The following is a 26,192-nucleotide window of genomic DNA, read 5'->3' as shown; positions in this document are numbered from 1 at the left end:
TTACCACGACAGAGCTGATTTGCACCAATATTTGAAATTGAGCTTGTTAATTTGCGAAACGCTTTCCAGCTTTTAGTGAAATTCCATAGTGCTTTTGTCAGTATAGACACAAAATAATACACACCGCATCTATCTTTTCGATAAATTCAGATCGCTGTTTTTCTGTTTTTCTGTTTTTCTGTTTTTCTGTTTTTCTGTTTTTCTGTTTTTCTGTTTCACCATTAAAATCTTACTCTAAATAGTTCAAGCAGTGGCTAGGCGGCAAACGAAGATATCGTAGGGAGCATACAAAAGTATGTGACCTACGTAGCTGAGAGCAGCCAACACCGCCACTGTTTGAAATATGACGAGTAAAAATAAAGCGAAGATATCGCAGAGAGCATACAAAAGTATGTGACCTACGTAGCTGAGAGCAGCCAACAACACCACGGTTTGAAATATGATGAGCAGAACCTATTCTAAATAGTTCAAGCTGTGGCTAGGCGGCAAGCGAAGGTATCGCGGGGAGCATACAAAAGTATGTGACCTGCGTAGCTGAGAGCAACCAACAACGCCACGGTTTGAAATATGACGAATAGGAAATACTGTATATCCATTCAGCCATAAATATGTGATAATAGTCTCTTGCGATTGTTCAATATCAAATCATCCGGGAAGTGGTAAATGGATAATATCGAAGTCCGCGGCGCACGCACGCATAATCTGAAAAACATCAATCTCATCATCCCTCGCGACAAACTCATTGTTATTACTGGGTTATCTGGTTCAGGGAAATCATCTTTAGCTTTTGATACCCTGTATGCAGAGGGTCAGCGCCGTTATGTTGAATCTTTATCTGCTTATGCTCGCCAGTTTCTTTCTTTAATGGAGAAACCGGATGTCGATCATATTGAAGGGTTATCCCCTGCAATTTCGATTGAACAAAAATCCACTTCACACAACCCACGTTCGACGGTCGGAACCATCACAGAAATTCATGACTATCTGCGGCTATTATTTGCACGTGTTGGTGAACCTCGCTGCCCTGATCACGACATACCGCTTGCGGCTCAAACTGTTAGCCAGATGGTCGATAATGTTCTGGCTCAACCCACCGATCGCCGAATGATGCTACTTGCTCCTGTCGTTAAAGAACGTAAAGGGGAGCATGTTAAGTTACTCGATAACTTAGCCAGCCAAGGCTATATCCGTGCCCGAATTGATGGGGAAGTTTGCGATCTATCCGATCCACCAAAGCTCGAATTACAGAAAAAACATACGATTGAAGTCATTGTCGATCGTTTTAAAATTCGTGATGATATTGCTCAGCGTTTAGCCGAATCCTTTGAAACCGCACTAGAACTCTCTGGCGGTACCGCAATTGTCGCGGATATGGATGATGCGAATGCAGAAGAACTGGTTTTTTCTGCCAATTTTGCCTGCTCTGTTTGCGGCTACAGTATGGTGGAACTTGAACCTCGCCTATTTTCTTTTAACAACCCTGCAGGGGCCTGTCCAAGCTGTGACGGCTTAGGTGTTCAGCAGTTTTTTGATCCCGAAAGAGTCATTCAAAATACTGAAATCTCACTCGCAGGTGGTGCAATTCGGGGTTGGGATCGCCGTAATTTTTACTATTTCCAAATGCTAATGTCATTAGCTGAGCATTATAAATTTGATGTGGAAGCGCCTTATGACACTCTGAGTCCTGCCATTCAAAAAATTATTTTATATGGTTCAGGCAAAGAAACGATTGAGTTTAAATACCGTAATGACCGTGGCGACATCACTGTGCGCCGGCACCCTTTTGAAGGCGTGCTCAATAATATGGAACGCCGTTATAAAGAAACAGAATCAACGGCTGTCCGTGAAGAATTAGCGAAATATATCAGCAACCGTCCATGTGTCTCTTGCCATGGGACGCGCTTACGTAAAGAGGCGCGCTTTGTATTTGTTGAAAATACAACATTGCCCGAAATCGCAGATTACAGCATTGGCCACGCAATGGAATTTTTCCAAAATCTAAAACTCACAGGCCAGCGCGCTCAAATCGCAGAAAAAGTTTTAAAAGAAATTAGCGATCGCCTGAAATTTCTCGTCAATGTTGGGCTTAATTATCTGACACTTTCACGCTCTGCTGACACCTTGTCTGGTGGCGAAGCACAACGCATTCGTTTAGCAAGCCAAATTGGAGCAGGTTTAGTCGGTGTGATGTATGTCCTTGATGAACCTTCAATTGGCTTACACCAACGTGATAATGACCGCTTACTTGAAACCTTGATCCACCTGCGTGATCTAGGAAATACCGTGATCGTCGTTGAACATGACGAAGACGCGATCCGCGCCGCAGACCATGTGATTGATATCGGCCCGGGTGCTGGGGTGCATGGTGGGCAAATTGTTGCCCAAGGAACACTGGAAGATATTGTCGCAAACCCTGATTCACTCACTGGTAAATTTTTAAGTGGTGAGCGCAGAATTGATATCCCGCAGAAACGCGTTCCAATTAATAAAGATAAAATGCTGACGGTGTTTGGGGCAAAGGGTAATAACCTGAAAAATGTGACGTTAAAAGTCCCTGTTGGGTTATTTACCTGCATCACTGGCGTGTCTGGTTCAGGTAAATCAACACTGATAAACGATACGCTATTCCCTATTGCTCAACGCCAATTAAATGGGGCGACAACCATTACCCCTGCCCCTTATTTAGATGTAGAAGGTTTAGAGCACTTTGACAAAGTCATTGATATTGACCAGAGCCCAATAGGCCGTACACCACGTTCGAACCCTGCCACCTATACTGGTGTGTTTACACCTGTGCGTGAACTATTTGCCGGTGTGCCTGAGTCTCGGACTCGTGGTTATAACCCAGGGCGTTTTAGCTTTAACGTTAAAGGCGGTCGTTGTGAAGCTTGCCAAGGTGATGGGGTTATTAAGGTTGAAATGCACTTCTTGCCTGATGTGTATGTCCCTTGTGACCAATGTAAAGGCAAACGCTATAACCGCGAAACGCTAGAAATTAAATATAAAGGTAAAAATATCCATGAAGTGTTGGATATGACCATCGAAGAGTCTCGTGAATTTTTTGATGCCGTACCTGCCCTTGCCCGCAAGTTACAAACGCTGATGGACGTTGGTTTATCCTATATCCGCCTCGGTCAATCAGCGACGACGCTCTCTGGTGGTGAAGCACAGCGTGTGAAATTAGCTAAAGAGTTATCTAAACGCGGTACAGGGCAAACTATCTATATTTTGGATGAACCAACAACTGGCCTGCACTTTGCTGATATTCAACAGCTCTTAGTCGTTTTACATCAGCTTCGTGACCAAGGAAACACCATTGTGGTGATTGAGCACAACCTTGATGTCATTAAGACAGCGGACTGGATTGTCGATTTAGGCCCTGAAGGGGGTAGTGGCGGCGGTGAAATCTTAATTGCAGGCACACCAGAAGAAGTGGCTGAGTGTGAAAAATCTCACACCGCACGGTTCTTAAAAACGATTTTAGAACGCGGCTACTAAGTAGAAAGGCCATTAAAAAATAAGTAAGAAGATTATCAGGGAGCATTTTGTTCCCTGATAATTATTACGATAGCTAAGAATTATTGGCTAACGGCAGCAAATGCTTCAACAATGCGTTTAACATTATGGCGATTGACACCTGCCATACAAACACGGCCAGTTCCAACCAAATAAACCGCAAATTCGTCTTTCAGGCGAGCCACTTGCTCTTTAGAAAAACCAGTGTAGCTGAACATACCGCGCTGCTTTAATAAGTGATCGAAATTTTGGTTTGGTAATGCTTTTTTTAGCTCATCCACCAATACCGTACGCATGTCTAAAATACGTAAGCGCATCTCTTCCACTTCCGCTAACCATTTGGCTTTTTCTGCGCTGTTGGTTAATACCGCAGCAACAATTTTTGCACCATTAGATGGCGGGCTAGAATATAAACGGCGAACACCCGCTTTTAACTGGCCTAACACACGGTCACGTTCATCTTGGTTTTCACAGATCACAGAAAGGCCACCTGCACGTTCACCGTAGATACCAAAGATTTTAGAAAATGAGTTACTGACAAACACGGGTAAGCCAGCTTTAACCATCGCTCGGATAGCATAAGCATCTTCATTAATGCCTTCTGCAAAACCTTGATAAGCAATATCTAAAAATGGGATCAATTTGCGTTCTAATGCTACCTTAGTGACTTCATCCCATTGTGCAGGAGTCAGGTCGGAGCCTGTTGGGTTATGACAGCACGGGTGCATTAGGATGATGCTATTAGCAGGCAATTGTTTGAATGTCGCTAGCATCTCATCAAATTTAACGCCTTTGGTTTTTTCATCAAAGTACGGGTAGTAATGCACTTTTGTTCCCGCACCTGAAAAAATAGAGGCATGGTTTTCCCAAGTTGGGTCACTGCACCACACTTCTGAGTCGGGATAATATTGATGTAAAAAATCAGCACCAATTTTTAACGCACCAGAACCACCAATCGTTTGGACAGTAGCGATACGTTCCTGTGCAATTAGCGGGCAATCCTCACCAAATACTAATTTTTGTAATTCAGTACGGTAATCTTTCAAACCTTCCATAGGCAAATACAGTGATGCGCTTGCTGGCAGTTTATTTAACGCCGCTTTTGCCGTACCGACTGTCGCCAGTTCAGGGGTTTTCCCGTCACCATCATAGTAAAGACCGATACTCAAATTAATTTTATTTTCACGAGAGTCTTTATTAAATTCATCCATTAACGACAGAATTGGGTCGCCCGGATAAGCATCAACATGTTCGAACACAGGACATCTCCTAATCATTATTTTACGCTAAATAAACCAAGCGATGATTTGCCATATTTAGCGCCATTTTTACGTTGTTATCTGAAAATAACCCTTTGCTGGCTATTCGTCTACATATTCCATTGCAACTCTAGAGGTTAACTTCGTCAGTAACTCATAGTTGATAATGCCTGTTTGTGTGGCAATTTCTTCAACCGGTAGTTGATTTCCCCACAAAATAACGTCATCCCCCACTTTATCATCGGCATTTAGTCCCAAATCCACCACTGTCATATCCATGGAAATTCGCCCAACAATAGGCACTTTTCGCCCATTAATTAACACCGGCGTGCCTGAAGGTACGTTACGTGGATAACCATCACCATAGCCGATTGCAACAACACCAAGCAGTGTGTCTTTGTCACTACACCATGTTTCACCATAACCTACACATTGTCCTGCCGCATGTTCCCTAACCGCAATTAATGTTGATTTTAGTGTCATCACAGGAAGCAAACCGAAGTCTTCTGCACTTTTCCCTTCTTGTGGCGAAGCGCCATACATCATGATCCCTGGACGAACCCAGTCATAGTGAGCTTCTGGCCAAAGTAAAATTCCTGCGGAGGCGGCAATGGATTTCTCACCCTCTTTACCGTCAATAAACTGTTTAAAGCAGGCAATTTGTTTTTCAGTCGTCGGTAAATGGGGGGCATCCGCTTGGCAAAAATGACTAACAATATTGATAGGGAGCTGAACTTGCTGGCAGCGTTGTAAACGTTGATAAAAGCCTTCGGCATCTTTAGGAAGTATGCCAAGGCGGTGCATACCTGTATCCAGTTTCATCCAAACTTTAAGAGGATAGGGTAATTTGGTAGCTTCTAGCATTTCAAGCTGTTCTATACAGTGGATCACGGTGTCAATCTGGTGTTCTGCCATTAACAACAAGTCAGATTGTTCAAAAAAACCCTCCAGTAAAACAATCGGTTTTATCACACCGTGCTGCCGTAATAGTAGCGCCTCATTGAGTCTTGCCACACCAAAGCCATCCACCAGCTCTTCTACTGCCTGACCAACCCCTACTAACCCATGACCATAAGCGTTTGCTTTGACAACTGCAATCATCTGGCTATTTGGTGCAATTTCTTTCACCCGTTGCAAGTTGTGTCGCAGAGCGCGGCGGTTTATCAATGCGGTTGCCGCTTTCATTGTTTCCTCGTTCTTTTTCTCTAAACCCGCTAAAAATTAAGCTGCCCTTTGGCAGCCCAATATATTCTCTATTTGTTATACGCTAAAAAATATCAATTTCCATTCGATCTTGTTTCTGTATAAAGAAAAAATTATTCAAACTAGTTTAACTTTAATACTCTAAATAGTTTGCATTGTCGCTAGGCGGCGATTGAGCTAATCCAAGAAGCATACATAAGTATATGATTCGCGTAGCCGAGTGCAGCCAACACCGTGACAGCGCAAAATATGACGAGTATTTATGATGAGGATTTAGTCCTCATCATTATAAGCTGGCCCTGCATAATTATCGAAGCGCGACCACTGCCCATTAAACGTCAACCGCACCGTACCAATCGGCCCGTTACGCTGTTTACCGAGAATGATTTCCGCAACCCCTTTGAGCTCACTATTATCGTGATAAACCTCATCACGATAGATAAACATGATTAAGTCCGCATCCTGCTCGATAGACCCTGATTCACGTAAATCCGAGTTAACAGGGCGCTTATCGGCACGTTGCTCAAGACTACGGTTTAACTGCGACAGAGCCACCACAGGTACATTTAATTCTTTCGCTAGCGCCTTAAGTGAACGTGAAATTTCGGCAATTTCTAACGTACGGTTGTCAGAAAGAGCAGGAACTCGCATCAATTGGAGGTAGTCAATCATGATCAAACTTAAACCACCATGTTCACGATAAATACGCCTCGCACGTGAACGAACCTCTGTGGGAGTCAGGCCCGAAGAGTCATCGATGTACATATTGCGCTTTTCCATCAAAATACCCATCGTGCTTGAAATTCGCGCCCAATCCTCATCATCAAGTTGCCCAGTACGAATACGGGTTTGGTCAACACGGGATAATGATGCCAACATACGCATCATGATTTGGTTTCCTGGCATCTCTAAACTGAAGATTAAAACAGGTTTTTCTTCCGTCATCGCCGCGTTTTCGCACAAGTTCATTGCAAAAGTGGTTTTCCCCATCGATGGACGCGCGGCCACAATAATTAAATCAGAACCTTGTAAACCTGCGGTTTTTTTATCGAGGTCTTGGTAACCTGTTGAAACCCCAGTAACACCGTCGTGCGGTTGTTGGTAAAGTTGCTCAATTTTTTCAACAGTTTCAGACAAAATGGCTTCAATACCTTTTGGTCCCTCGTCTTTATTCGCTCTTGACTCGGCGATTTGGAATACTTTGGTTTCGGCTAAATCGAGGAGATCTTCACTGCTTCGCCCTTGTGGATCATAACCTGCATCTGCAATTTCATTAGCGACTGAAATCATATCCCGAACAATCGCACGTTCGCGGACGATGTCTGCATAAGCATTAATATTCGCCGCACTTGGCGTATTTTTAGATAGCTCAGCCAAATAAGCAAAACCACCGACGCTATCCAACTCACCCTGCTGTTCTAGTGATTCTGATAAGGTGATAAGGTCAATAGGTTTGCCTTGCTCAAGCAAAAATTGCATCTGTGAGAAAATGGTACGGTGGGGGCGGCTAAAGAAATCAGCGTGGGTCACACGTTCAGAAACGGTATCCCAACGCTCGTTATCTAACATTAACCCCCCTAAAACAGACTGCTCCGCTTCGAGAGAATGTGGTGGAAGTTTTAACCCTTCCATTTGGTGGTCTCGTGGGGCATCCGTTTTAAAATTTGATGAGGGTTTTTTAGCCATACATTAATATCCAAGTCTATAATTAACGATCTGCGCTTAGTATACGCCAATCTTATTTTTTTGTGGTTTTCTTTGCGTCTTTGCGCAAAGTAATCACAAGATAAAATACATCACTGAAAGCACAAACCTATAATTCTTCTGATTGAAACATGGCGTTATGATAAAACGATTGTTATTGTAATTAAAATGAATAGTCCTTATTGGAGATTGTCATGGCAAAACGTATTGAATTCGCGCAACATGGCGGCGCTGATGTACTTAACTTAGTAGATTATTCCCCAGCAAACCCAGCAGATAATGAAATTCAAATAGAAAACCGTGCTATCGGGATTAACTTTATCGACACCTATGTTCGCAGCGGTTTATACCCTGTTGCTAAGCTACCAAGTGGCCTTGGTACAGAGGCGGCAGGTGTTGTTGTGAAAACTGGTGCCCATGTCACAGGTTTCAAGCCCGGTGACCGTGTCGTTTATGCGCAAGGCCCTCTAGGTGCTTATAGCGAAGTCCATAATGTCCCTGAAAGTGCCGTGGCACACCTTCCTGATGGTATTACCTTTGAACAAGCCGCTGCCAGCTCATTAAAAGGCATGACGGTTTATTATTTATTCCATCAGACATATCAACTGAAACGTGACGAAGTCTTTCTGTTCCACGCCGCTGCAGGTGGCGTTGGGTTGATAGCTTGCCAATGGGCAAACGCGCTAGGCGCTAAGATGATAGGCACGGTGGGTTCTGCAGATAAAGCGTTAAGAGCCAAAGATGCCGGGGCATGGGAAGTCATCAATTACCAAACAGAAGACATTGCAGCTCGCGTGAAAGAAATCACTAATGGCGAGAAAGTGAATGTGGCGTATGACTCTGTCGGTCAATCTACATGGATTGCTTCTTTAGACTCGCTCAAGCGTCGCGGCTTAATGGTGAGTTTTGGTAACGCTTCTGGTCCTGTTACCGGTGTAAACTTAGGAATTTTAAACCAAAAAGGCGGATTATACGTCACTCGCCCATCACTTGGTGTCTATGTGACTAACCGTGCTGAGCTAGACCAAGCTAGTAATGCCTTATTTGATATGATTTTAAGCGGAAAAGTGAATGTAGATGTGCCGCAATCACAAATTTTTGCTTTAAAAGATGCACAAAAAGCTCACCTCACTATCGAATCAAGAAAAACCCAAGGTTCGAGTTTGCTTATTCCGTGATAAATAGCCCCCTTAATTAGCCAGTCATTTTTGCTAGTTAAGGGGCTTTATCTATTTTTAAGATTTAATTCTAGAGCTTAAACAGAGGAAGCTATGTGCCGATAAACATAGACGCCAGATATAAAAGAAATCATTACTGCTACTGACATAAAATAATAAATAACAGTTGTTGAATCGCCAAAAAAGTATATAACCATTCCAATAAAAGGGAGCACAGACTGATTAAGCAATACAATAATAGATGAGACTCCAGCAAAATAATTTGACGGAATACATTCTATACGTACCATTCGACAAATATTTCCTGTAAAGACTTTACCAATAATAGAAATTGCGTAGAAACAAACGAATATTATAAATGATGAAGGATATGATATTAAAAAAATCGAACTCCCCGTAATAATCAGAACCGCGCTAAGTAGAAGTTTTTTCCGCTGAATAAAGTGAGTTAATGAACTATAGAGATAGGTTCCAGTGACACCACAAAGGCCAGCCGCAACATCAATAAAACCGAAATACTTCGCAGGAAGCCCCATTTCTTTGTCAATCAATGCCGTACCACTCGATTCAATAATGCTATCAAACATATTATTACCAATGGCGAGTAATACGGTTAAAAACAATATTGGTATAGAAAAAATATAGATAAAATGGTGTTTGAACAGCCCATTTTCCTGACCTGAAACATTCTGATTATCTTCATGCTTCATATTGCTCAATTCTTTTTTCTTTAAAATAAAAAAAAGAGCATTAATAATATAAAGTAAAAGTGGAATGATAAGTACTGTACGAATCCCATAGTCGATAATTATCATGCCAATCAATGGACCTACTATCATTCCAGAAAAGTCCATTCTTGATATTAAATTAACATGATATTCCTTTTTGTAACTTATTAATGAGATAATTTTCTCATAAGAAATAATAGTTTGAGAGTTTCCTATTGATATTAGGCTACCCACAATACCAAATGCGACTGCAATTATTAGGTCTGAAGAAAAATCATTGAAAGCTAAAAATAGACATCCTATTGATTTGATAACATCAGATAAAATAGAAAGTGGACGTACTCCAAGTCTATCAATGTATTTACCAATAAGTGGAATAATTAATATTCTTGGTAACCACCATAGAGCATAGGATAAACCTGAATATTCAATACTACCTGTTAACTGGTAAACTAGAACTGGCGTGAGAAAGACCATAAGGCCATCCGCAGTAAGTACGCAAAAAAGCATTAAAAAGAATAGGTTGCTCATAACTTATATTTTTATACCTTCTCCTTCAATAACACTTTAACATATCGACCTAACTTATCATCAAATACCACTACTGATTTAGGTGTGTTGTGCGTGGGTGCCTCTCTGACTATTTCCTTCTGCTTCTCAATCAGAAACTCATAGTATTTTTTATCTGCTTTGATATTATTTGTCTTATAACTCATATAATTTAGATTTTTTATTGGCCAGTCTATTACATCATGACCAGGAATATATTCTTTATCCTCACTGATATAAATAATCGGTCTATTAACAGTAACCACGCCAGCCATATTCATCAGGGCATGCGCTACACCACATGGAATAACTAATTCCACATTAGGCAAAGGAGTGAATGTTATTTCATCTTCAACGAAAATAGTATCCGAACCTTCCCTCATATCAACTAGCTTTAGTGTAATTTGATGTTCGGCTTTACCCAGAAAAGTTAAATGGTCTTCTTGGCCCAAATGTAATCCATAAGAATCAAAATCGTAATGTTCATAACCATGTTCTACAATATACATCGGTGACATTCTTGTCAGTGGGACAATTCCACTGTATTTCCCTGTTTTGACTGATGGAATTTCTTTAAATTCAACACCAATAATTATTGAATTAGGTAGAACCAAAACCTCATCATCATTAATTTTCTCTCTGATACGTACATTTATTTTGCTTCCATCATCTAAGTTAAGCTCTCGAGTTTCAGAATGTTGAAATTTGTGTTTCATTAAATTTTTATGCTGATATTCAGCAATACGATGATAAACAATATCAGCTGCTTCTTCTGTCATTGGAAAGTAGCCAGATACCTCTGAAGGATGAACATTTTCTGGTATATTTATAACATCATTGTCAGGAAACCAAGTAAGGTCAGGTCGCGATAATGTTTCAATATCAGGAAGAAAAAGAGCATAGGAATTAATTGTGAATATATTTTCCAGATTATGAAATGTATGAGCAATGCCAGGTGGAATTACAAGTGTTTTTGCCGAAGATGGAGTAATATTAAATTCCAATGACACTCTGAATGTGGGGGAATTTGCACGGCAATCGATGAATTTTGCAGTTATGATTTGCTCTGTATTTCCGATGAAAGTCAGCGTATCTTGCTGGCCTAAATGAATCCCATACTGACCGTATTTAAATTCATGCTCACCATGATAGATAATATTTATAGGGTAGGTAGTAACGAAAGGAATAACATATGAGTCTGACTTTCCATTATTAACTCTCCATCGTGAGATCCAATGTAACCCTGTAATAGTTATTTTTTGGTTGAAATCATTAATTTCATCCATATAAAACCTCATTTAAGGTGGCAGCCCTAACCTACAGGCCGCCAAGATAATTAAATATTGACCACTTCTATGTCATAACCTGCACTTTCTGCACTTTTTATTAGTTCGCTTAGGCTACTTGTATTAAGTTGATAATATTTATCATCTGCTGGTGCATTTTAGATTCCAGCCAGATAAGCAAGCTTATCTAAAGCAACAATTGCCACAGATTTTGTCTGTAGGATCATGTCAGTAAAACTATTTCCTTCTGCATTTATTACTTCAACACTTTTTGGAGATTTGTATAGGCGGGCTATATTTTGAATTTCGCTCATATGAGCTCCTTACTTTAGATTAAAAAGTATATAGGTATGTTTATGTCATGAAGGTGAAATGAAACATTAAAAAAACATTTCATTAACACTTATAGCATCGACATTTTTATTCTGTCAATAACCAATTAGTTTTTTAATCCAAAAAACACCAAAATTTCGATATTAATATTCACATATATTTAATATAAAATTATATAATAAACATAGTAACAAATATCCATTCAAGAAATAGAACTTACCATTCACTAGATCTTTTATATTCAAGAAATGTCATTGCAGTCTGCGATTGACGATAATTGGCTTTTACATAATCGATTCTCTCGATGGAATTTTCGCCAAGGAAGCCCATCAAATAAAGAATGAAATGAGTAAAGAAAATAGAGAGGATCGCTGCATATGTCACCCCTTTTCAAAGACCTAAGCCAGCGAAAGCTGGCTTAGGTGTTGGCAACGTGCGAAATCAATAAGATATTAGTATTTCAATGAATTACATAACCGTATGCATTTAAACATTCCTATACTTGTTCAATTAAGATCGCACTCAAACTGAACAAATATTATACAATCCATAAAGTTACATAAAGTAACTGTAATTGAGCTAGAGTTTTGCCTTTACGAGTAATTTATACTCACTCACCACGCGTCACAAATTCGAGAGCTTGCTCAACAACGACTAAGTCAGCCCCTTTTTTATGCGCATTTTCACTTAAATGACGACGCCACTGACGTGCGCCGGGGATACCTTGGAAAATCCCTAACATATGGCGGGTCATATGGCCTAAATAAGCGCCTTTCGATAACTCTTTTTCGATGTAAGGGTACATCGCTCTAACAGCGTCAACACCATTAGTGACAGGAAAGTGCTCACCAAACAATTGGTTATCAACCGCCGTTAAAATAGACGGGTTTTGATAGGCTTCGCGCCCCACCATGACGCCATCTAGGTGTTGAAGATGCTCTTTTGCTTCTTCCAGCGTTTTGACTCCACCATTAATCGCCATGGTCAAATGAGGAAAATCACGTTTTAATTGATAAACTCGCGGGTAATCAAGTGGTGGGATTTCGCGATTTTCTTTTGGGCTAAGGCCGGACAACCATGCTTTACGTGCATGGATAATAAACATTTCACAACCGCCTTTATCAGAAACGGTTTCAATAAAATCACACAAAAATTCGTAGCTGTCTTGCTCATCAATACCAATACGAGTTTTTACGGTTACAGGAATAGAAACCACGTCTTGCATGGCTTTCACACAATCAGCAACCAGCTGTGCATCTCCCATTAAACAAGCACCAAAACGCCCATTTTGTACGCGATCTGATGGGCACCCCACATTTAGATTAATTTCATCATAACCACGCTCTTGTGCCAATTTGGCACATTGGGCTAATGCAGCAGGGTCGCTACCACCAAGTTGTAAGGAAACAGGATGTTCCTCCTCACTAAAAGCAAGATAGTCCCCTTTTCCGTAAATAATCGCCCCTGTTGTGACCATTTCGGTATACAGCAAGGTGTTTTTGCTTAATAAGCGATGAAAATAACGGCAATGGCGATCTGTCCAATCGAGCATAGGGGCAACGGAAAATCGGTTTAGGTTGGTGTAGCCTTGTTTTGAGGTATTTTGATGCATGGTGGTCTTGTGTATTGAAATCAAATGGATAGCCCCCAAAAGTAAGGAGCCAAGCAAAAACAGCAGGCTATTATAACATAGAGCGAATTAAGTGCGATGATGACGAAAATGAGCGGCTGAACTCAGTTAATTTAACGAAATAACCCCCGATATGAGCAATGTCGTATCGAGGATTTTTAAACCAATTATGTCATTTTAATACCCAGTTACGCACTATTTTTTCGCAGAAAGCAGTGCATAGCTGGTCATTAAGTTGCGGTAATCAGGGATATGGTTTGAAAACAAAGTGCCTAACCCTTCCACATCATTACGCCAATCACGGTGTAATTCACAAGCGGCACCAAACCAGCTCATCAATTGAGCACCTGCTTTTGACATTCTATCCCACGCGGCATCACGTGTAATCGGGTTAAATGTACCTGAGGCATCAGTGATCACAAAAACTTCATAGCCTTCTTCCAGTGCAGATAGTGCAGGAAATGCCACGCATACTTCTGTCACAACACCGGCAATAATCAGCTGTTTTTTACCTGTGGCTTTGACAGCTTTAACGAACTCTTCGTTATCCCACGCGTTGATTTGACCAGGGCGAGCAATGAAAGGGGCATCAGGAAATGTTTCTTTTAATTCAGGAACTAACGGGCCATTAGGACCATTTTCAAAAGATGTAGTCAAAATAGTTGGTAAGTTAAAATATTTTGCCAAATCGGCCAGTGCTAACACGCTGTTCTTGAATTTATCTGGGTCTTGGTCACGAACTAGCGATAACAAACCCGTTTGATGGTCAACAAGTAATACAGCTGCATTATCTTTATCTAGGCGGTTATATTTGAAACTCATATCAACGACTCCTCAATGATTAGAAAAGTACTCTATGTGGGTTCAGATAAAACAAAAGTGGTATTTAATCTGCTTATCGCGCCTAAAACACCACTTTTTATCAAAAATATTTCAACAAGATGAATTCACACAATTCGTTATTTAGTTTCTGCGCTCATTGTGACAAAATTCCCCATACGAGCACTGGTAATTGTATAGCTATCTGCGCCCGCTGCTTTAGCTTTAGCTGCAATTTTCGCTTCTGTTGAAGCTAGCGTATCACCTGTTGCGGTGATTGTTGCTGCTGATGCACCAAATGCGACGAAAGATAATACAGAAGCTGCCATCAAAGTTTTTAACATGTTCATAGTCTAATTCCTTCATTTTTTATTCGATGAGACAACCCTTGTTGTCTGCGATGAAGGCATCATATCGACAATGTTATTTAGGTTAAAGCTAATAATATAGCTCAATTTATTCAAATTAACTGAATAATGTACTTTATCTGAAACTCACAATGGAATAAAACCGAAAGATATAATCAAGCAGCCTTGTGGTATGCTTTCCCAAAGTTGGTTTACTTCTCGCGCAACCTTTAATAGGAACTGTATATGCCACTCAATAACCGAACACTCCCTACATTTAGGTACCACCCGAACCCTATTGAAACAGAAGCTTTTCTGACGGATAAAACAGTAACCTGTGATTGTTGTAAGCAACCTACTGATATTTATTATGAAAGCCCGTTTTATTCTACTGAGGATATTGATGCTTTGTGTCCTTGGTGTATTGCTGATGGTTCTGCCAGTGCAAAATTTGATGGTGAGTTTCAAGACCCTGCCAGTGTTGAAGGTATTGATTGCGAATATGACGAGGACGGCGAGTTTTCACATACTCTAAACCCCTACCCTACTGAAATGTTTGATGAACTAATTAAACGAACACCGGGCTATCAAGGGTGGCAACAAGAAATTTGGCTCGCACACTGCCAAGAGCCTTGTGAATTCATAGGCTATGTTTACTGGGATGACATCAAAGATAGACTCGATGAATTTGTTTCCCTTGAAAATGATATCGCTGATTATGGTTTTTCAATTTCAGAGCTCGCGAATATTCTCCATCAAGACAGCGCTGCTCAAGGTTATTTATTCCGTTGCTTACATTGCAAAAAACTACGTTTGCATTTTGATTTTAGCTAATTTATATCAACTAAATCGCGTGAAGAGGCTTATCTTCACGCTCTCATCTTCAACTATTCATCAGTTCAATAATTTGCTCCGCTAATTCTGGCGTTGCGGCTGATAGCAAGCTTCCCGCAAACATGGCTTGCTTACGCTGTCCATTTAATGCACAAACTTCCCCGCCCGCCTCTCGGATACACGGAATAAGCGCCGCACTATCCCAAGGTTTCATAATGGTATCAATCGCACCATGAATGCGACCGCTGGCAACCATGGCATGCTGATAAGCGTCATTAGCAAAAATGAAATCCCTTGCTTGGCCCACAACCGCATCCAAATGATAAATTTGCGACCCTTCTCGGGAATTATAATTACTATTATGAATGCCTGATGCGCTTACCACTGCTTCTGATAATGATTTAGGCGATTGGCTTTCGAGTTTAAGCTGTCTTGGAGCCTGACTAGCTGTTTGCACCCAGCACCCTTCCCCTTGTGAGGCAAAGTAGAGTGTGGATATCGCGGGAAAACTAATCACACTAAGTAATGGTTCCCCATTTTCCACATAAGCAATTAACGTACTAAATAACGGCACTCCATAAATAAATGCACGCGTACCATCAATCGGGTCAATTACCCAACCAGAACTGAATTGCTGCTCACCGACAAAGCCAAACTCCTCACCTAAAACAGCGATATTCGGTGTTTTTTGTGCAAAGAATGCCCTAATTTCTTCTTCAACTCGGGTATCCGTTTCCGTAACTACGGAACGATCGGGTTTATAATCAAACTTTCCCGCCCCTTCAAAAGCGTCTACTGTCATGGTTTTGACTAATTTAGCGGCTTCAAGTGCAATATCTAACATGACCAAGCTCCTCATTGAAAAAGAAAATGAGTATAACGGATAGGTTATGGAATAAAGGCGCTAAAATGCCTTATCGACCAGAGATAAAGCACCAATACAACCTAAATTTGTTTAAGAGAAACTTCACCAAATGTCATAAATACCAAAGTGTGCCCCGCAATTCCACGGTACACCCCTTGCTGATTATTGAGTTCGCAAGCCAATGCCGTTAATTGCCATGCGTCATACTCTTCGATTTGACTAATGCGGGCGGTTAATAATGCGTTGTCTTTCCGCTCGCCATAAGCTTTCACCGCGATTGCATCTTGTGTTAAAGCGCTGTCGATAGAACTGTTTGCCCAGCTCCACATCCAACTGCCTTGGCTTTGGTCATAAGTACCAACAATTTGAACGGGCGCTGTTGCCATTATATTGTCAGGCGCATGAAAAATAATGGTTCCTTCGTCTTGGTTCACTGACCAATCGGCTTCATCTAATTTCCATGTATCACAATGAAATTGGTTTTTGGCCTGTAACGCATTCATGCTACGTTCAATTAATGCCTCATAAGGCATTTGTTCTATTTCATTATCCATTTATTACCCAATATTTTTTAATGCGTTGATAATCAACTGCCAAAATTTATGATGGTCTAATTTAACAGCAACTTGAGTATGGCAATTTTCAGGCGCAGGATGGCGGAAGTCAGCCACCGTCATGCCTAACGTGTGCGTCCCAGTCAGTTCAATATTTACAGGCACTTTTTGTGTGGTCATTACGTTAGGGTCAATAACATAAGCAACCGCACAAGGGTCGTGTACTGGCGGAGCATCAAAGCCTTGAGCTTGCTTGTACATTTTCCCAAAAAAATCCAGTAGTTCGACGACAAATTGTGAACAATCACTGCCAATCGCAGCAATTTGTTTCACTACATCAGGAGTTGCTAGCGCTTGATGGGTAAGGTCTAAGCCCACCATGGTTAACGGCCATTTTTCATTGAAAACAATATGAGCCGCTTCTGGGTCAATTTTGATGTTAAATTCAGCTACCGCACTCCAATTCCCAACATGATAGCCCCCTCCCATCAGCACCACTTCTTTAACTCGTTCGACAATGCGAGGCTCAAGACGAGCAGCAAGCGCAATATTCGTTAATGCGCCAGTAGGAACTAAAGTTACCGTTTTAGGCGGGTGAGACATAATGGTTTCGATAATCAGTGAAACTGCATGTCTTTCATCAAGTTTCAATGTTGGTGTCGGTAATACAGGCCCATCAAGCCCTGATTCCCCATGAATATCAGGCGCAACTTCAATTTCCCGAACTAAAGGGCGTACCGAGCCCGCGGCAAATGGAATACCGCTAATCTTCGCCATTTCAGCGATAGCTAGTGCATTATGAGTGACTTTTTCGAGGGTTTGATTACCAGCAACGGTTGTTACCGCCAATAATTCAATGTCAGGGTTACCATAAGCCAGTAATAACGCGATAGCATCGTCATGGCCGGGGTCACAATCGAGGATTATTTTTTTGCTCATACCTTACCTTATTAAAATTGGAGTCAGAAATGGCACTGACCCCAATTTAACCAGCTAGCAAGGTAAAATCTATGCTTAATATCTGAATACTTAGAAATTTATTTTAAAACATGCGCATAGACACGTTTTTTTTCATCTTCATTTTTCGAAATATACACACCTTGTAACTCAGGAGCAAAGCCCGGTAATGCATTAATACCCGTTTCTAGTGCTTTGAAATAACGCAGTACTGGCCCCGACCACACTTCCCCAGGTACGACACATAATACGCCCGGTGGATACGGTAATGCCCCTTCAACGGCAATACGCCCTTCCAATTCATCTAATGGCAATAATTCACAGTTACCACGAATAAACTCTAAATGTGCTTGTTGAGGTGCCATTTTCACTTCCGGGAAGTGAGCTTTACGGAACATCTCTTTTTGCAGCTGTTTAATATTGTCATTAACGCTGAGTTGGTGCATCTCTTGGCATAAACGGCGTAATGTATAACCCTGATAATGGTCTTGATAACGCTGATAAACCGAAGGCAATACATCTTCTAATAACGCATCTTCATCCAGTAACTGTTCGAAACGGACCAAATGGGATACTAGCAGTTCCAGTTTTTCACGGGTTTCTGCGGGTGTTAACAAAAATAAAATTGAATTTAAGTCACATTTTTCAGGGATCACGCCGTGTTCACGTAAAAAATGCGCCAAAATCGTCGCAGGCACGCCAAAAGCGTCATATTCTCCACTTTCGACATCAATACCTGGCGTCGTTAGCATCAATTTACAGGGGTCAACGAAGTATTGGTCCTGTGCATAGCCATCAAACGCATGCCAACGTTCTTGCGGTATGAAGTTAAAAAAGCGTTGCTCAGCAGCGATTTGCTCTGTTGGGTATTCGTGCCATAACTTGCCATCAACGATTTCAGGAACAAAAGGCTTAAAATAACGGCAGTGCTGAAGTATCGATTTTCTTACCTCAATCCCCACTTTCACGCAGTCCATCCACATCATTTTGCCTGCATTACCTTGATGAATACGTGCATTGACATCTAAAGAGGCAAACAAGGGATAAAATGGGCTCGTCGAGGCGTGCATCATAAAAGCATTGTTGAGTTTTTTGTGTGAAACAAAGCGCTCTTGCCCCTTGATGTGGTTATCTTTTTTATGGATTTGTGACGCTTGTGAGAAACCAGCCAGTTGTTTATGAACTGACTGAGTCACCATAATACCGGGGTCATTTTCATTTAATTCCAATAGTAATGGCGAGCACTGGCGCATCATTGGAATAAATTGTTCATACCCCACCCACGCAGAATCAAATAAAATGTAATCACACAAATGGCCAATTTTATCAACCACTTGCCTTGCGTTATACACAGTACCGTCATAAGTTCCAAGTTGGATCACCGCTAAGCGAAATGGCCGCTGGGCTTGTGCTTTTTCAGGCATCACTTCCTGGATAAGTCCACGTAAATAACTTTCATCAAAGCAGTGCGCATCAATACCGCCAATAAAGCCAAAAGGATTACGTGCCGTTTCTAGGTAGACCGGTGTTGCCCCCGCCTGTATCAGCGCCCCATGGTGGTTTGATTTATGATTATTACGATCGAACAAAACTAAATCACCCGGTGTTAATAGCGCATTTAGCACGACTTTGTTGGATGATGAGGTGCCATTTAAGACAAAATAAGTTTTGTCCGCATTGAAAACTTTCGCGGCAAATTTTTGTGCCTCTTTCGCTGCGCCCTCATGGATCAATAAATCGCCCATTGCCACATCGGCATTGCATAAATCGGTACGAAACAGGTTTTCACCATAAAATTGATAAAACTGCTCCCCTGTTGGGTGGCGACGGAAAAATTGGCCGCCTTGGTGCCCCGGACAGGCGAAAGTCACATTATGACCCGCAGCATAATCCATCATTCGAGCAAAAAATGGCGGTAATAACTGCTCAAGGTACTGATTTGCAGCATCGAGCAATTGACGGCTATTTTCTTCACGAGCAGCCGGGGCTGGCGGTAATAGCGCCGTTAAATAAGGTGGTAAATTTTCATCGGTTGGCAGCTGTTTATCACTAATGATAAACAGCGGAATACTCAGCTGACTCTCAACAACTCTTTCCCACAGCCCTTGGTTGGCATCTTGTTCAGATAGCACGACAGCGGCAATATTGTTTAACTGTGCATCGCGAATATCTACCCACTGAAATTCATTAGTGAAATAGATTGCGACCCCCTGGCTACATGCCACATTGATTTTGTTCATAGCAGTCTGGCTCTTAGTTAGCTGAGGAAAAGAGGCGGACAATATACTTGATAGATCAGGGAATTGAAATGACTAGCATGGTAAGAAAAGAGGGCAAGATTTGGAAAGTCGAATATATTTTATAACCCACTGGTTAATAGCATAAAAATTCTATCTCATCACAACCCTCTCCCCCATACTTCAGGCCGTCATAAAGATAATAAAAAGATAAATTAACCAATTAACCCTGTGAACACCACAAATTAATCGGTCAATTTATCCGTAATGGGACGTTAGTTGTTTTTTTCCACATACAAAGTCTGTGATGGGAATGCAAAGTCCGCATCGTGGCGTTTAACTATCTCAATGATCTTCAAATACACCGCTTGCTGTGCAGCTAGCCATTCAGCCCAAACCGTTGTTTTGGTAAAGCAATACACCATAATATTTAACGAAGAGTCGGCAAAAGCATCGAAATAAACTAATAAGGTTTGGCTGGTATCGATATTTGCATCTTGTTGTAACATCGTGCGAATATCATCGACAATAGCTCCAATTTTGTCTGAATCTTCGTAACGCAAACCAATTTCAGTTTTGATACGTCGGTTAGTCATGCGCCCCGGGTTTTCCACACTAATAGAAGAAAAAACCGAGTTGGGAATGTATAGCGGACGGTGGTCAAACGTAATAATTTTAGTGATCCGCCAGCCGATTTCAACCACCGTGCCTTCAATGTTTCTATCCGGTGAACTGACCCAATCACCAATATTGAAGGGCCGGTCAAAGTAGAGCATTAACCCAGAGAAAAAATTACTCAGGATATCTTTACCGGCCATACCGATAGCAATACCGCCAATCCCGCCAAACGCCATCAAACCAGAAAGGCTCATCCCAAAATGCTCGCCAAACAGCAGTACCATAATGACAAATATCGCTGTTTTAAACACGCGGGCAACAATACGTGCCGAAGTGGGGTCACTGCCTTTTTTAATCTGTGCTTTTTCTAGTCGGTTCGCTAGTTGGAACAGTTTTCGCATTAAAATCAATGCAATCAATGAGATGGTAATAAAATTAACCAAAGAAGTGGAAATAAAGGTTAAATCAAAATCTTTTGCGGCCATGTCTACATATTGAGCAATAACAATAACCACGCCACACAGCACAACAGTTTGAATCACATTGATCAAAATACTTTTGCGTTTATGTTTATGCTTACGGCGTTTATGTACAATCTCAAAAGCTAAATAGATTGCGAGAAAAGTCGCAATTAAGGTCATACCAATCGCATATTTTTCAAGTAATGCTTCTATCATTTCTAACCGCCCTAAAATTTACCTGATAGATCTTATTTTTATTTGTTTTACTGTGTATTGTTTTTCGTTATCTTGTTATTAAGATAACAATTATAAAGATAATTTTCCCAATAATTATCAGGTACTTTTTAGATTATCCAATAATGAATAACAACCTATTTTCCCCAAATGATAAAGAAATAAAAAATGTCCATGCGCTTAGACCATACCAACAGTATAACTATTTTGTCGGTAAAATCGCTGACTGGGAACAGGTATGGAGCCTCGGTGATGGGAAAAATCTCGTTACCGCATGGAATGATGAAAAATGTCTTTTTCTCCCCTTATGGCCTGCCAAAGCATTTGTTGAGTTGTGTTTAACGGGTGAATGGGCAAATTTTACGCCAATGCTATTTACCCTTAAACACCTGATGACAGAAATTCTGCCTGATATGCATGAAGCAAATATTAAGGTTGCATTGATGATGCAGTCTGATGGGGAAAAAACATTAGTTTATGATGCCGCGGCGCTTCTACGCGATTTAGAAGAAGAATGTCAGCAATATGAGTAAAAGGCAGCAATGTGCTGCCTTTTTAAAGTAAAAAACTACTTTTCAACACCAGTAGTGACAGTAAATTCACGAGTTTGCCCTGCCTCTAACCAAATCAGTGTTTGGTTATTTTTCGCCGCAAGGAAACCTTCTGGACGACAAGTTGCAGGGAGTACAAATGCGCCAACTTTTTGGTCACCATTATACAAAATCCAACGAGTTACATAATTTAGCTCATTAGATTTAAAACGCGTTACAAACGTATCTCCTGCGGGTGAAACCATTCTAAACTCAGGCGTTGCGGTATATTGGCTAAGATCATCCATAAAAAACACAATTTCAGGGTCACACATTTGTGGCTGATTAAGCTGATTTAATGTGACTTTGCCAGATTTCAACGCTTCATTAAATGCGAGCCATTTTTCAGTTGGCTGTACATGCCCCGGTATTGATTCACGCAATTTAATCGCATTTTCGGGGATATTTTGTGTCAATGTTGCATTCTCCACGTAAGCATAATTCATATGGCACATATATTGGAGAGGCATAGGCACCGATGCTAAATTGGTGACTGACATATGAATATCAAATAATGCACTATCTGAGTTTAATTGCACTGACGGTGTCGCACGATAATGATGACCAAAACCCATCACATACTCATATTCGCCGACGACTTTTAAACTTTCGCCAGTCAGTTCAAGCCAAGCGCTATCCATTGCTGCACAAGGCATTTCCCCATGTAGTGGATGTGAATCTTCTGGAGAAGGGCAACCATTACTGATTAAACCTGAATGGAATGCAAAGCAACCGTAGGTTTCAACTACCGTTGGAACCAGTTTTGGCGCTGAAAACATATTTTCCATTTTCAGATTTTGGCCACAAAATTGTGCATCCCAAATCATTTGTCCTAAAAAAGGTAAAATCGTTAAATACCCTTGCTGATTTTCAATTCGTAGCCCTTCCACGCCAGTTTGGTAACGAAATGCAGTAGCAGTAAATTGGTTATTTTTTAAAATAAGCGTCGGGTTTTCCGTAAATAAGCTTTTGTGAAGAGGTATCAATGTATTCATTTTCATACTCACGGTTTAATAAGATAAATGGAATTGGGTAGCTCACACTACCCAATTTGAGCACTATTTTGCAGCTTGTTTGGCTTTAAAGCGGCGTTCACCAACGAAGTAAATACCGACATACACGAAGCACAGCATGGAAACGAGGAATGAAAGTTGTAATGAGTGCAGCATATCTGCGACATAGCCTTGAACGGCAGGAACAACCGCAGCACCGACAATCGCCATCACAATGACCGCCCCAGCCATTTCGGTATGCTCATTATCAACGGTATCCAAAGTACCTGCATAAATGGTTGCCCAGCAAGGTCCAAACAAAATACTCACCATGACCGCTGCATACACCGCAGTGAAACTCGGAATAAACGCAACATAAATCAGGAACAACGCCCCAATCACCGAGTAGATAATTAGGACTTTTTCTGCATTAAAGCGAGTCATTAGAATATTGGCGATAAACTTCCCAATAAAGAAACAGGCAAAGCTATACACCATAAAGTTTGAGGCATCGCGTTCGTTAATATCCCCCATCTCTAATGCGAGACGAATGGTAAATGACCACACAGCCACTTGCATACCGACATATAAAAATTGGGCAATAATTCCTTTTCTAAAGCGGCTATTCTTCGCTAAATATTTTAAGGTTTCTACCGCGGTTGGGCGTTTATGATCTTGAGTTTCTGCCACTTTACATTTAGGAAACTTGGTAATAAGGAATAAAATCATTACCACAACTAATACCATAATCATATAACGGTAAGGTTCGAGAGTATTTTCCAACATGGCTAAACGGAATTCATGAATTTGTTCCGCATTCATTCCTGCCATTTGGTTTTGTAAACTATCCCCCTCGGAAAATACCAGATACTTACCTAGCAAGATCCCACCCGCTGCGCCAATTGGGTAGAAAGTTTGGCTAATATTTAAACGCAATGTCGCGTATTGTTTAGGCCCTATCATTGAGCTATATGTATTTGCTGCGGTTTCAAGGAAGCTTAAACCAATCGCAATGGCGAAAATAGCTGCCAAGAACATGGTGTAAGTCGCCATATGAGACGCAGGGAAGAACATACTGCAACCCGCGATGTATAGGATCAGCCCCACCATAATGGCATATTTATAACTGGTTTTTTTGATCACTAACGACGCTGGAATAGCGATTAAGAAATAACCACCATAGAATGCACTTTGCACTAAAGCAGAGGCGAAGTTACTGAGTTCAAAGACACTTTTAAACTGTGTGATTAAAATATCATTTAATGCTGCTGCACATCCCCACAATGGGAACAGGCACGATAGTAGGATAAATTGGAATAGAGGAGTCTTACTCAGGTAGCCATCCGGTAACTGAGTGATGTTCTTAATGTTCATAGTAACCCTTATATTTTTATAATTTATACCCGATGAGTGGCTATGTGGCTCTGATGACCACTTAATTATTCAAAGGGTATATAGCTACGTTGGACTATTATTATTTAGCTATTCATTAGCTGTGTTGATTTGCACAAATTCATTAAATTGCTCAACACTTGGATAAGAAGATTGAGTCCCTTTCCCTGTCACACTGAAGGCCGAAAACATCACTGCTTTTTTCAGTGCTTCTTCAATATTCCCCGTATGGACATAGTAATGAGAGAAACAGCCGATAAAGGCATCCCCTGCACCACTGGTGTCAATGGCATTCACTTTAATTGCGGGTATATGTAACTCACTGTCGCGAGTCATCCATAGCGCCCCTTTATCCCCTAATGTCACGATGACATTTTTTAACCCTTTATCCAGCAAAGACTGTGCGGCGCGACGAATGTTATCCATCGTGTCTACTGGCATATTGGTTAAAATTTCTAATTCCGTTTCATTAGGTACAAAGAAATCACATCGGCAAGCAAAATCGAGATCGAGCGTTCGTTGCGCTGGAGCGGGGTTAAGCAACACAGGGATCCCATGTTTATTGCCGAATGAAATTGCGTGATAAACCGTCTCAAGCTGGACTTCTAATTGCAGGACGATCAATTTACATTTTTTCAGATCTTCCGCTGCGCGATCGATATCTTCAGGTGATAAAAATTTATTCGCCCCTTTGACGATCAAAATGCTATTTGATGAATTTTGATTAACAAAAATAGGCGCGACACCACTTGAGGTACAAGGTACTTTTTCCACATAACGAGTGTTAATACCGTAAGACTCAAGATTGCGGATCGTATTATCTGCAAAAATATCATCGCCGACTTTGGTTAACATGATCACTTTTGAATTTAACTTAGCAGCAGCAACCGCTTGGTTCGCACCTTTACCACCGCAACCAATTTTGAAAGCTGGCGCTTCTAACGTTTCGCCTTCTTTTGGCATTTGATCGATATAAGTGATCAAATCAACCATGTTTGAACCAATAACTGCTATATCCATAATGTCCCTCGTGTTAAATAAATCACATAATGATATGATAGTAACATTATCATGTTGCAAAAATATCATTTGTGATTAGGATCTCGAATAACGAATGATCAAGTGTTATATCTACCACATTTCCTCATTCTTTGTTGTCTATCCCACATTTATATAGGAAAGTTGAAAATGCAAGACTTAGCAAAATATATTGATCACACTTTACTTGCTGCGAATGCGACTGTCAGCGATATTACTAAACTGTGTACGGAAGCTGCTGAACACCATTTTGCCTCTGTATGTGTAAACACAGGTTATGTTCCTTTAGCCAGCGAACTTTTAAAAAACAGCGACGTTAAAGTTTGCTGTGTGGTAGGCTTTCCACTAGGGGCATGCTTAACTGAAGCCAAAGCATTTGAAGCCGCAGAAGCTGTCCGCCGTGGCGCTGATGAGGTCGATATGGTTATCAACATTGGCATGCTAAAAAGTGGCGACTTAGACTTTGTCCGTCGTGATATCGAAGCGGTATTTGCAGCCTGCGGTAAAGCAACATTAAAAGTTATTTTAGAAAACTGCCTATTAACTGATGAAGAAATTACACAAGTTTGTGAAATTTGCCGCACAATTAAAGTCGGTTTTGTGAAAACTTCAACAGGTTTCAGTACAATGGGTGCAACAGAGCACCATGTCGCCCTGATGCGTAAAGTGGTTGGCGATGAAGTCGGTGTAAAAGCCTCCGGTGGTGTGCGTGACCGTGAAACCGCAATTAAAATGATTGAAGCTGGCGCAAACCGTGTAGGTGCCAGCGCGAGTGTATCAATTGTCACAGGAACGGCGACCAAGCCGAGTGACTACTAAGTGATGGGGCGCGGTCTAACCGCGCCAATTTTGTGCATTTAAAAAGGAT

22 protein-coding genes are annotated in these 26,192 nt (G+C 41.1%); 5 read left to right on the top strand and 17 right to left on the bottom strand.

Features of this window, described 5'->3' with window-relative positions:
• The first annotated feature begins 663 nt into the window (after positions 1-663).
• The gene (gene uvrA, locus P3L40_RS02675; protein WP_210852975.1) at positions 664-3,498 is read left to right on the top strand and encodes an excinuclease ABC subunit UvrA; all 2,835 of its coding nucleotides are present in this window, start codon (positions 664-666) and stop codon (positions 3,496-3,498) included.
• A gap of 80 nt (positions 3,499-3,578) precedes the next feature.
• Here the strand turns inward: uvrA and P3L40_RS02670 are convergent, their stop codons facing one another.
• The 3 genes from P3L40_RS02670 to dnaB form a co-directional block, all read right to left on the bottom strand.
• Positions 3,579-4,775 (bottom strand): aromatic amino acid transaminase, encoded by a 1,197-nt coding sequence (locus P3L40_RS02670; RefSeq protein ID WP_036958319.1) that lies wholly within the window; start codon positions 4,773-4,775, stop codon positions 3,579-3,581.
• Positions 4,776-4,877: 102 nt separating this feature from the next.
• Positions 4,878-5,960, bottom strand: coding sequence for an alanine racemase (gene alr / locus P3L40_RS02665; RefSeq protein ID WP_004260901.1), 1,083 nt, complete (start codon positions 5,958-5,960; stop codon positions 4,878-4,880).
• A gap of 291 nt (positions 5,961-6,251) precedes the next feature.
• Complete coding sequence (gene dnaB, locus P3L40_RS02660) at positions 6,252-7,664, bottom strand: replicative DNA helicase (RefSeq protein WP_004260904.1); 1,413 nt, start codon at positions 7,662-7,664, stop codon at positions 6,252-6,254.
• Positions 7,665-7,876: 212 nt separating this feature from the next.
• Between dnaB and P3L40_RS02655 the strand changes: the two genes are divergently transcribed.
• Positions 7,877-8,860, top strand: a complete 984-nt coding sequence (locus P3L40_RS02655) for a quinone oxidoreductase (protein ID WP_096864665.1) — start codon at positions 7,877-7,879, stop codon at positions 8,858-8,860.
• Between the two features lie 77 nt (positions 8,861-8,937).
• On the opposite strand, the gene P3L40_RS02650 is transcribed toward P3L40_RS02655, so the two are convergent.
• The 6 genes from P3L40_RS02650 to P3L40_RS02625 form a co-directional block, all read right to left on the bottom strand.
• The gene (locus P3L40_RS02650) at positions 8,938-10,119 is read right to left on the bottom strand and encodes an MFS transporter (protein ID WP_036958321.1); all 1,182 of its coding nucleotides are present in this window, start codon (positions 10,117-10,119) and stop codon (positions 8,938-8,940) included.
• An 11-nt stretch (positions 10,120-10,130) separates the two neighbouring features.
• On the bottom strand, positions 10,131-11,423 hold the full coding sequence (locus P3L40_RS02645; RefSeq protein ID WP_231136010.1) for a dTDP-4-dehydrorhamnose 3,5-epimerase family protein: 1,293 nt from the start codon (positions 11,421-11,423) through the stop codon (positions 10,131-10,133).
• A 158-nt stretch (positions 11,424-11,581) separates the two neighbouring features.
• Positions 11,582-11,737 (bottom strand): hypothetical protein, encoded by a 156-nt coding sequence (locus P3L40_RS02640; protein ID WP_231136011.1) that lies wholly within the window; start codon positions 11,735-11,737, stop codon positions 11,582-11,584.
• A gap of 629 nt (positions 11,738-12,366) precedes the next feature.
• Positions 12,367-13,368, bottom strand: a complete 1,002-nt coding sequence (gene dusA, locus P3L40_RS02635) for a tRNA dihydrouridine(20/20a) synthase DusA (RefSeq protein ID WP_210852973.1) — start codon at positions 13,366-13,368, stop codon at positions 12,367-12,369.
• A 213-nt stretch (positions 13,369-13,581) separates the two neighbouring features.
• Positions 13,582-14,208, bottom strand: coding sequence for an isochorismate family cysteine hydrolase YcaC (gene ycaC / locus P3L40_RS02630; protein ID WP_136134413.1), 627 nt, complete (start codon positions 14,206-14,208; stop codon positions 13,582-13,584).
• Between the two features lie 137 nt (positions 14,209-14,345).
• The gene (locus P3L40_RS02625) at positions 14,346-14,555 is read right to left on the bottom strand and encodes a YdgH/BhsA/McbA-like domain containing protein (protein ID WP_004260921.1); all 210 of its coding nucleotides are present in this window, start codon (positions 14,553-14,555) and stop codon (positions 14,346-14,348) included.
• 243 nt (positions 14,556-14,798) lie between these two features.
• On the opposite strand from P3L40_RS02625, the gene cbrC reads away from it, so the two are divergent.
• Positions 14,799-15,386, top strand: a complete 588-nt coding sequence (cbrC, locus tag P3L40_RS02620; protein ID WP_210852970.1) for a PF03691 family colicin E2 tolerance protein CbrC — start codon at positions 14,799-14,801, stop codon at positions 15,384-15,386.
• A 49-nt stretch (positions 15,387-15,435) separates the two neighbouring features.
• Here cbrC and P3L40_RS02615 read toward each other — a convergent pair whose 3' ends face one another.
• The 5 genes from P3L40_RS02615 to P3L40_RS02595 all read right to left on the bottom strand — a co-directional run bounded on the left by P3L40_RS02615 (position 15,436) and on the right by P3L40_RS02595 (position 21,294).
• Positions 15,436-16,230, bottom strand: coding sequence for an inositol monophosphatase family protein (locus P3L40_RS02615; protein ID WP_140172634.1), 795 nt, complete (start codon positions 16,228-16,230; stop codon positions 15,436-15,438).
• Positions 16,231-16,331: 101 nt separating this feature from the next.
• Complete coding sequence (locus tag P3L40_RS02610) at positions 16,332-16,805, bottom strand: DUF6882 domain-containing protein (RefSeq protein ID WP_094961408.1); 474 nt, start codon at positions 16,803-16,805, stop codon at positions 16,332-16,334.
• A 3-nt stretch (positions 16,806-16,808) separates the two neighbouring features.
• The gene (locus tag P3L40_RS02605; protein WP_096864600.1) at positions 16,809-17,744 is read right to left on the bottom strand and encodes a nucleoside hydrolase; all 936 of its coding nucleotides are present in this window, start codon (positions 17,742-17,744) and stop codon (positions 16,809-16,811) included.
• A gap of 98 nt (positions 17,745-17,842) precedes the next feature.
• A complete protein-coding gene (locus P3L40_RS02600; RefSeq protein WP_210852968.1) occupies positions 17,843-20,002 on the bottom strand; it encodes an ornithine decarboxylase in 2,160 nt (719 codons plus the stop codon).
• A gap of 272 nt (positions 20,003-20,274) precedes the next feature.
• A complete protein-coding gene (locus P3L40_RS02595) occupies positions 20,275-21,294 on the bottom strand; it encodes a mechanosensitive ion channel family protein (protein WP_096864598.1) in 1,020 nt (339 codons plus the stop codon).
• 143 nt (positions 21,295-21,437) lie between these two features.
• On the opposite strand from P3L40_RS02595, the gene P3L40_RS02590 reads away from it, so the two are divergent.
• Complete coding sequence (locus tag P3L40_RS02590) at positions 21,438-21,845, top strand: DUF2750 domain-containing protein (protein ID WP_094961411.1); 408 nt, start codon at positions 21,438-21,440, stop codon at positions 21,843-21,845.
• A 35-nt stretch (positions 21,846-21,880) separates the two neighbouring features.
• Here the strand turns inward: P3L40_RS02590 and P3L40_RS02585 are convergent, their stop codons facing one another.
• From P3L40_RS02585 to rbsK, 3 genes are all read right to left on the bottom strand, one after another.
• The gene (locus P3L40_RS02585; RefSeq protein WP_210852966.1) at positions 21,881-22,897 is read right to left on the bottom strand and encodes an aldose 1-epimerase family protein; all 1,017 of its coding nucleotides are present in this window, start codon (positions 22,895-22,897) and stop codon (positions 21,881-21,883) included.
• Between the two features lie 63 nt (positions 22,898-22,960).
• The gene (fucP, locus tag P3L40_RS02580; protein ID WP_004260949.1) at positions 22,961-24,268 is read right to left on the bottom strand and encodes an L-fucose:H+ symporter permease; all 1,308 of its coding nucleotides are present in this window, start codon (positions 24,266-24,268) and stop codon (positions 22,961-22,963) included.
• Positions 24,269-24,376: 108 nt separating this feature from the next.
• A complete protein-coding gene (gene rbsK / locus P3L40_RS02575; RefSeq protein ID WP_094961414.1) occupies positions 24,377-25,306 on the bottom strand; it encodes a ribokinase in 930 nt (309 codons plus the stop codon).
• A 168-nt stretch (positions 25,307-25,474) separates the two neighbouring features.
• On the opposite strand from rbsK, the gene deoC reads away from it, so the two are divergent.
• Positions 25,475-26,143 carry a deoxyribose-phosphate aldolase gene (gene deoC, locus P3L40_RS02570; RefSeq protein WP_004260954.1) on the top strand — a complete coding sequence of 223 codons (669 nt, stop codon included), beginning with the start codon at positions 25,475-25,477 and terminating at the stop codon, positions 26,141-26,143.
• The last annotated feature ends 49 nt before the right edge of the window (positions 26,144-26,192 follow it).

This window comes from Providencia sp. PROV040 (assembly GCF_032706145.1).
Taxonomy (GTDB): domain Bacteria; phylum Pseudomonadota; class Gammaproteobacteria; order Enterobacterales; family Enterobacteriaceae; genus Providencia; species Providencia hangzhouensis.
This window is presented reverse-complemented; position numbering and strand designations above follow the sequence as displayed.

What these genes read in the sequence shown, in the direction of transcription:
- uvrA (WP_210852975.1), top strand. Translation starts at nt 664, where the DNA reads ATGGATAATATCGAAGTCCGCGGCGCACGCACGCATAATCTGAAAAAC.
- alr (WP_004260901.1), bottom strand. Translation starts at nt 5,960, where the DNA reads ATGAAAGCGGCAACCGCATTGATAAACCGCCGCGCTCTGCGACACAAC.
- dnaB (WP_004260904.1), bottom strand. Translation starts at nt 7,664, where the DNA reads ATGGCTAAAAAACCCTCATCAAATTTTAAAACGGATGCCCCACGAGAC.
- P3L40_RS02655 (WP_096864665.1), top strand. Translation starts at nt 7,877, where the DNA reads ATGGCAAAACGTATTGAATTCGCGCAACATGGCGGCGCTGATGTACTT.
- P3L40_RS02650 (WP_036958321.1), bottom strand. Translation starts at nt 10,119, where the DNA reads ATGAGCAACCTATTCTTTTTAATGCTTTTTTGCGTACTTACTGCGGAT.
- P3L40_RS02645 (WP_231136010.1), bottom strand. Translation starts at nt 11,423, where the DNA reads ATGGATGAAATTAATGATTTCAACCAAAAAATAACTATTACAGGGTTA.
- P3L40_RS02640 (WP_231136011.1), bottom strand. Translation starts at nt 11,737, where the DNA reads ATGAGCGAAATTCAAAATATAGCCCGCCTATACAAATCTCCAAAAAGT.
- dusA (WP_210852973.1), bottom strand. Translation starts at nt 13,368, where the DNA reads ATGCATCAAAATACCTCAAAACAAGGCTACACCAACCTAAACCGATTT.
- ycaC (WP_136134413.1), bottom strand. Translation starts at nt 14,208, where the DNA reads ATGAGTTTCAAATATAACCGCCTAGATAAAGATAATGCAGCTGTATTA.
- P3L40_RS02625 (WP_004260921.1), bottom strand. Translation starts at nt 14,555, where the DNA reads ATGAACATGTTAAAAACTTTGATGGCAGCTTCTGTATTATCTTTCGTC.
- cbrC (WP_210852970.1), top strand. Translation starts at nt 14,799, where the DNA reads ATGCCACTCAATAACCGAACACTCCCTACATTTAGGTACCACCCGAAC.
- P3L40_RS02615 (WP_140172634.1), bottom strand. Translation starts at nt 16,230, where the DNA reads ATGTTAGATATTGCACTTGAAGCCGCTAAATTAGTCAAAACCATGACA.
- P3L40_RS02610 (WP_094961408.1), bottom strand. Translation starts at nt 16,805, where the DNA reads ATGGATAATGAAATAGAACAAATGCCTTATGAGGCATTAATTGAACGT.
- P3L40_RS02605 (WP_096864600.1), bottom strand. Translation starts at nt 17,744, where the DNA reads ATGAGCAAAAAAATAATCCTCGATTGTGACCCCGGCCATGACGATGCT.
- P3L40_RS02600 (WP_210852968.1), bottom strand. Translation starts at nt 20,002, where the DNA reads ATGAACAAAATCAATGTGGCATGTAGCCAGGGGGTCGCAATCTATTTC.
- P3L40_RS02595 (WP_096864598.1), bottom strand. Translation starts at nt 21,294, where the DNA reads ATGATAGAAGCATTACTTGAAAAATATGCGATTGGTATGACCTTAATT.
- P3L40_RS02590 (WP_094961411.1), top strand. Translation starts at nt 21,438, where the DNA reads ATGAATAACAACCTATTTTCCCCAAATGATAAAGAAATAAAAAATGTC.
- P3L40_RS02585 (WP_210852966.1), bottom strand. Translation starts at nt 22,897, where the DNA reads ATGAATACATTGATACCTCTTCACAAAAGCTTATTTACGGAAAACCCG.
- fucP (WP_004260949.1), bottom strand. Translation starts at nt 24,268, where the DNA reads ATGAACATTAAGAACATCACTCAGTTACCGGATGGCTACCTGAGTAAG.
- rbsK (WP_094961414.1), bottom strand. Translation starts at nt 25,306, where the DNA reads ATGGATATAGCAGTTATTGGTTCAAACATGGTTGATTTGATCACTTAT.
- deoC (WP_004260954.1), top strand. Translation starts at nt 25,475, where the DNA reads ATGCAAGACTTAGCAAAATATATTGATCACACTTTACTTGCTGCGAAT.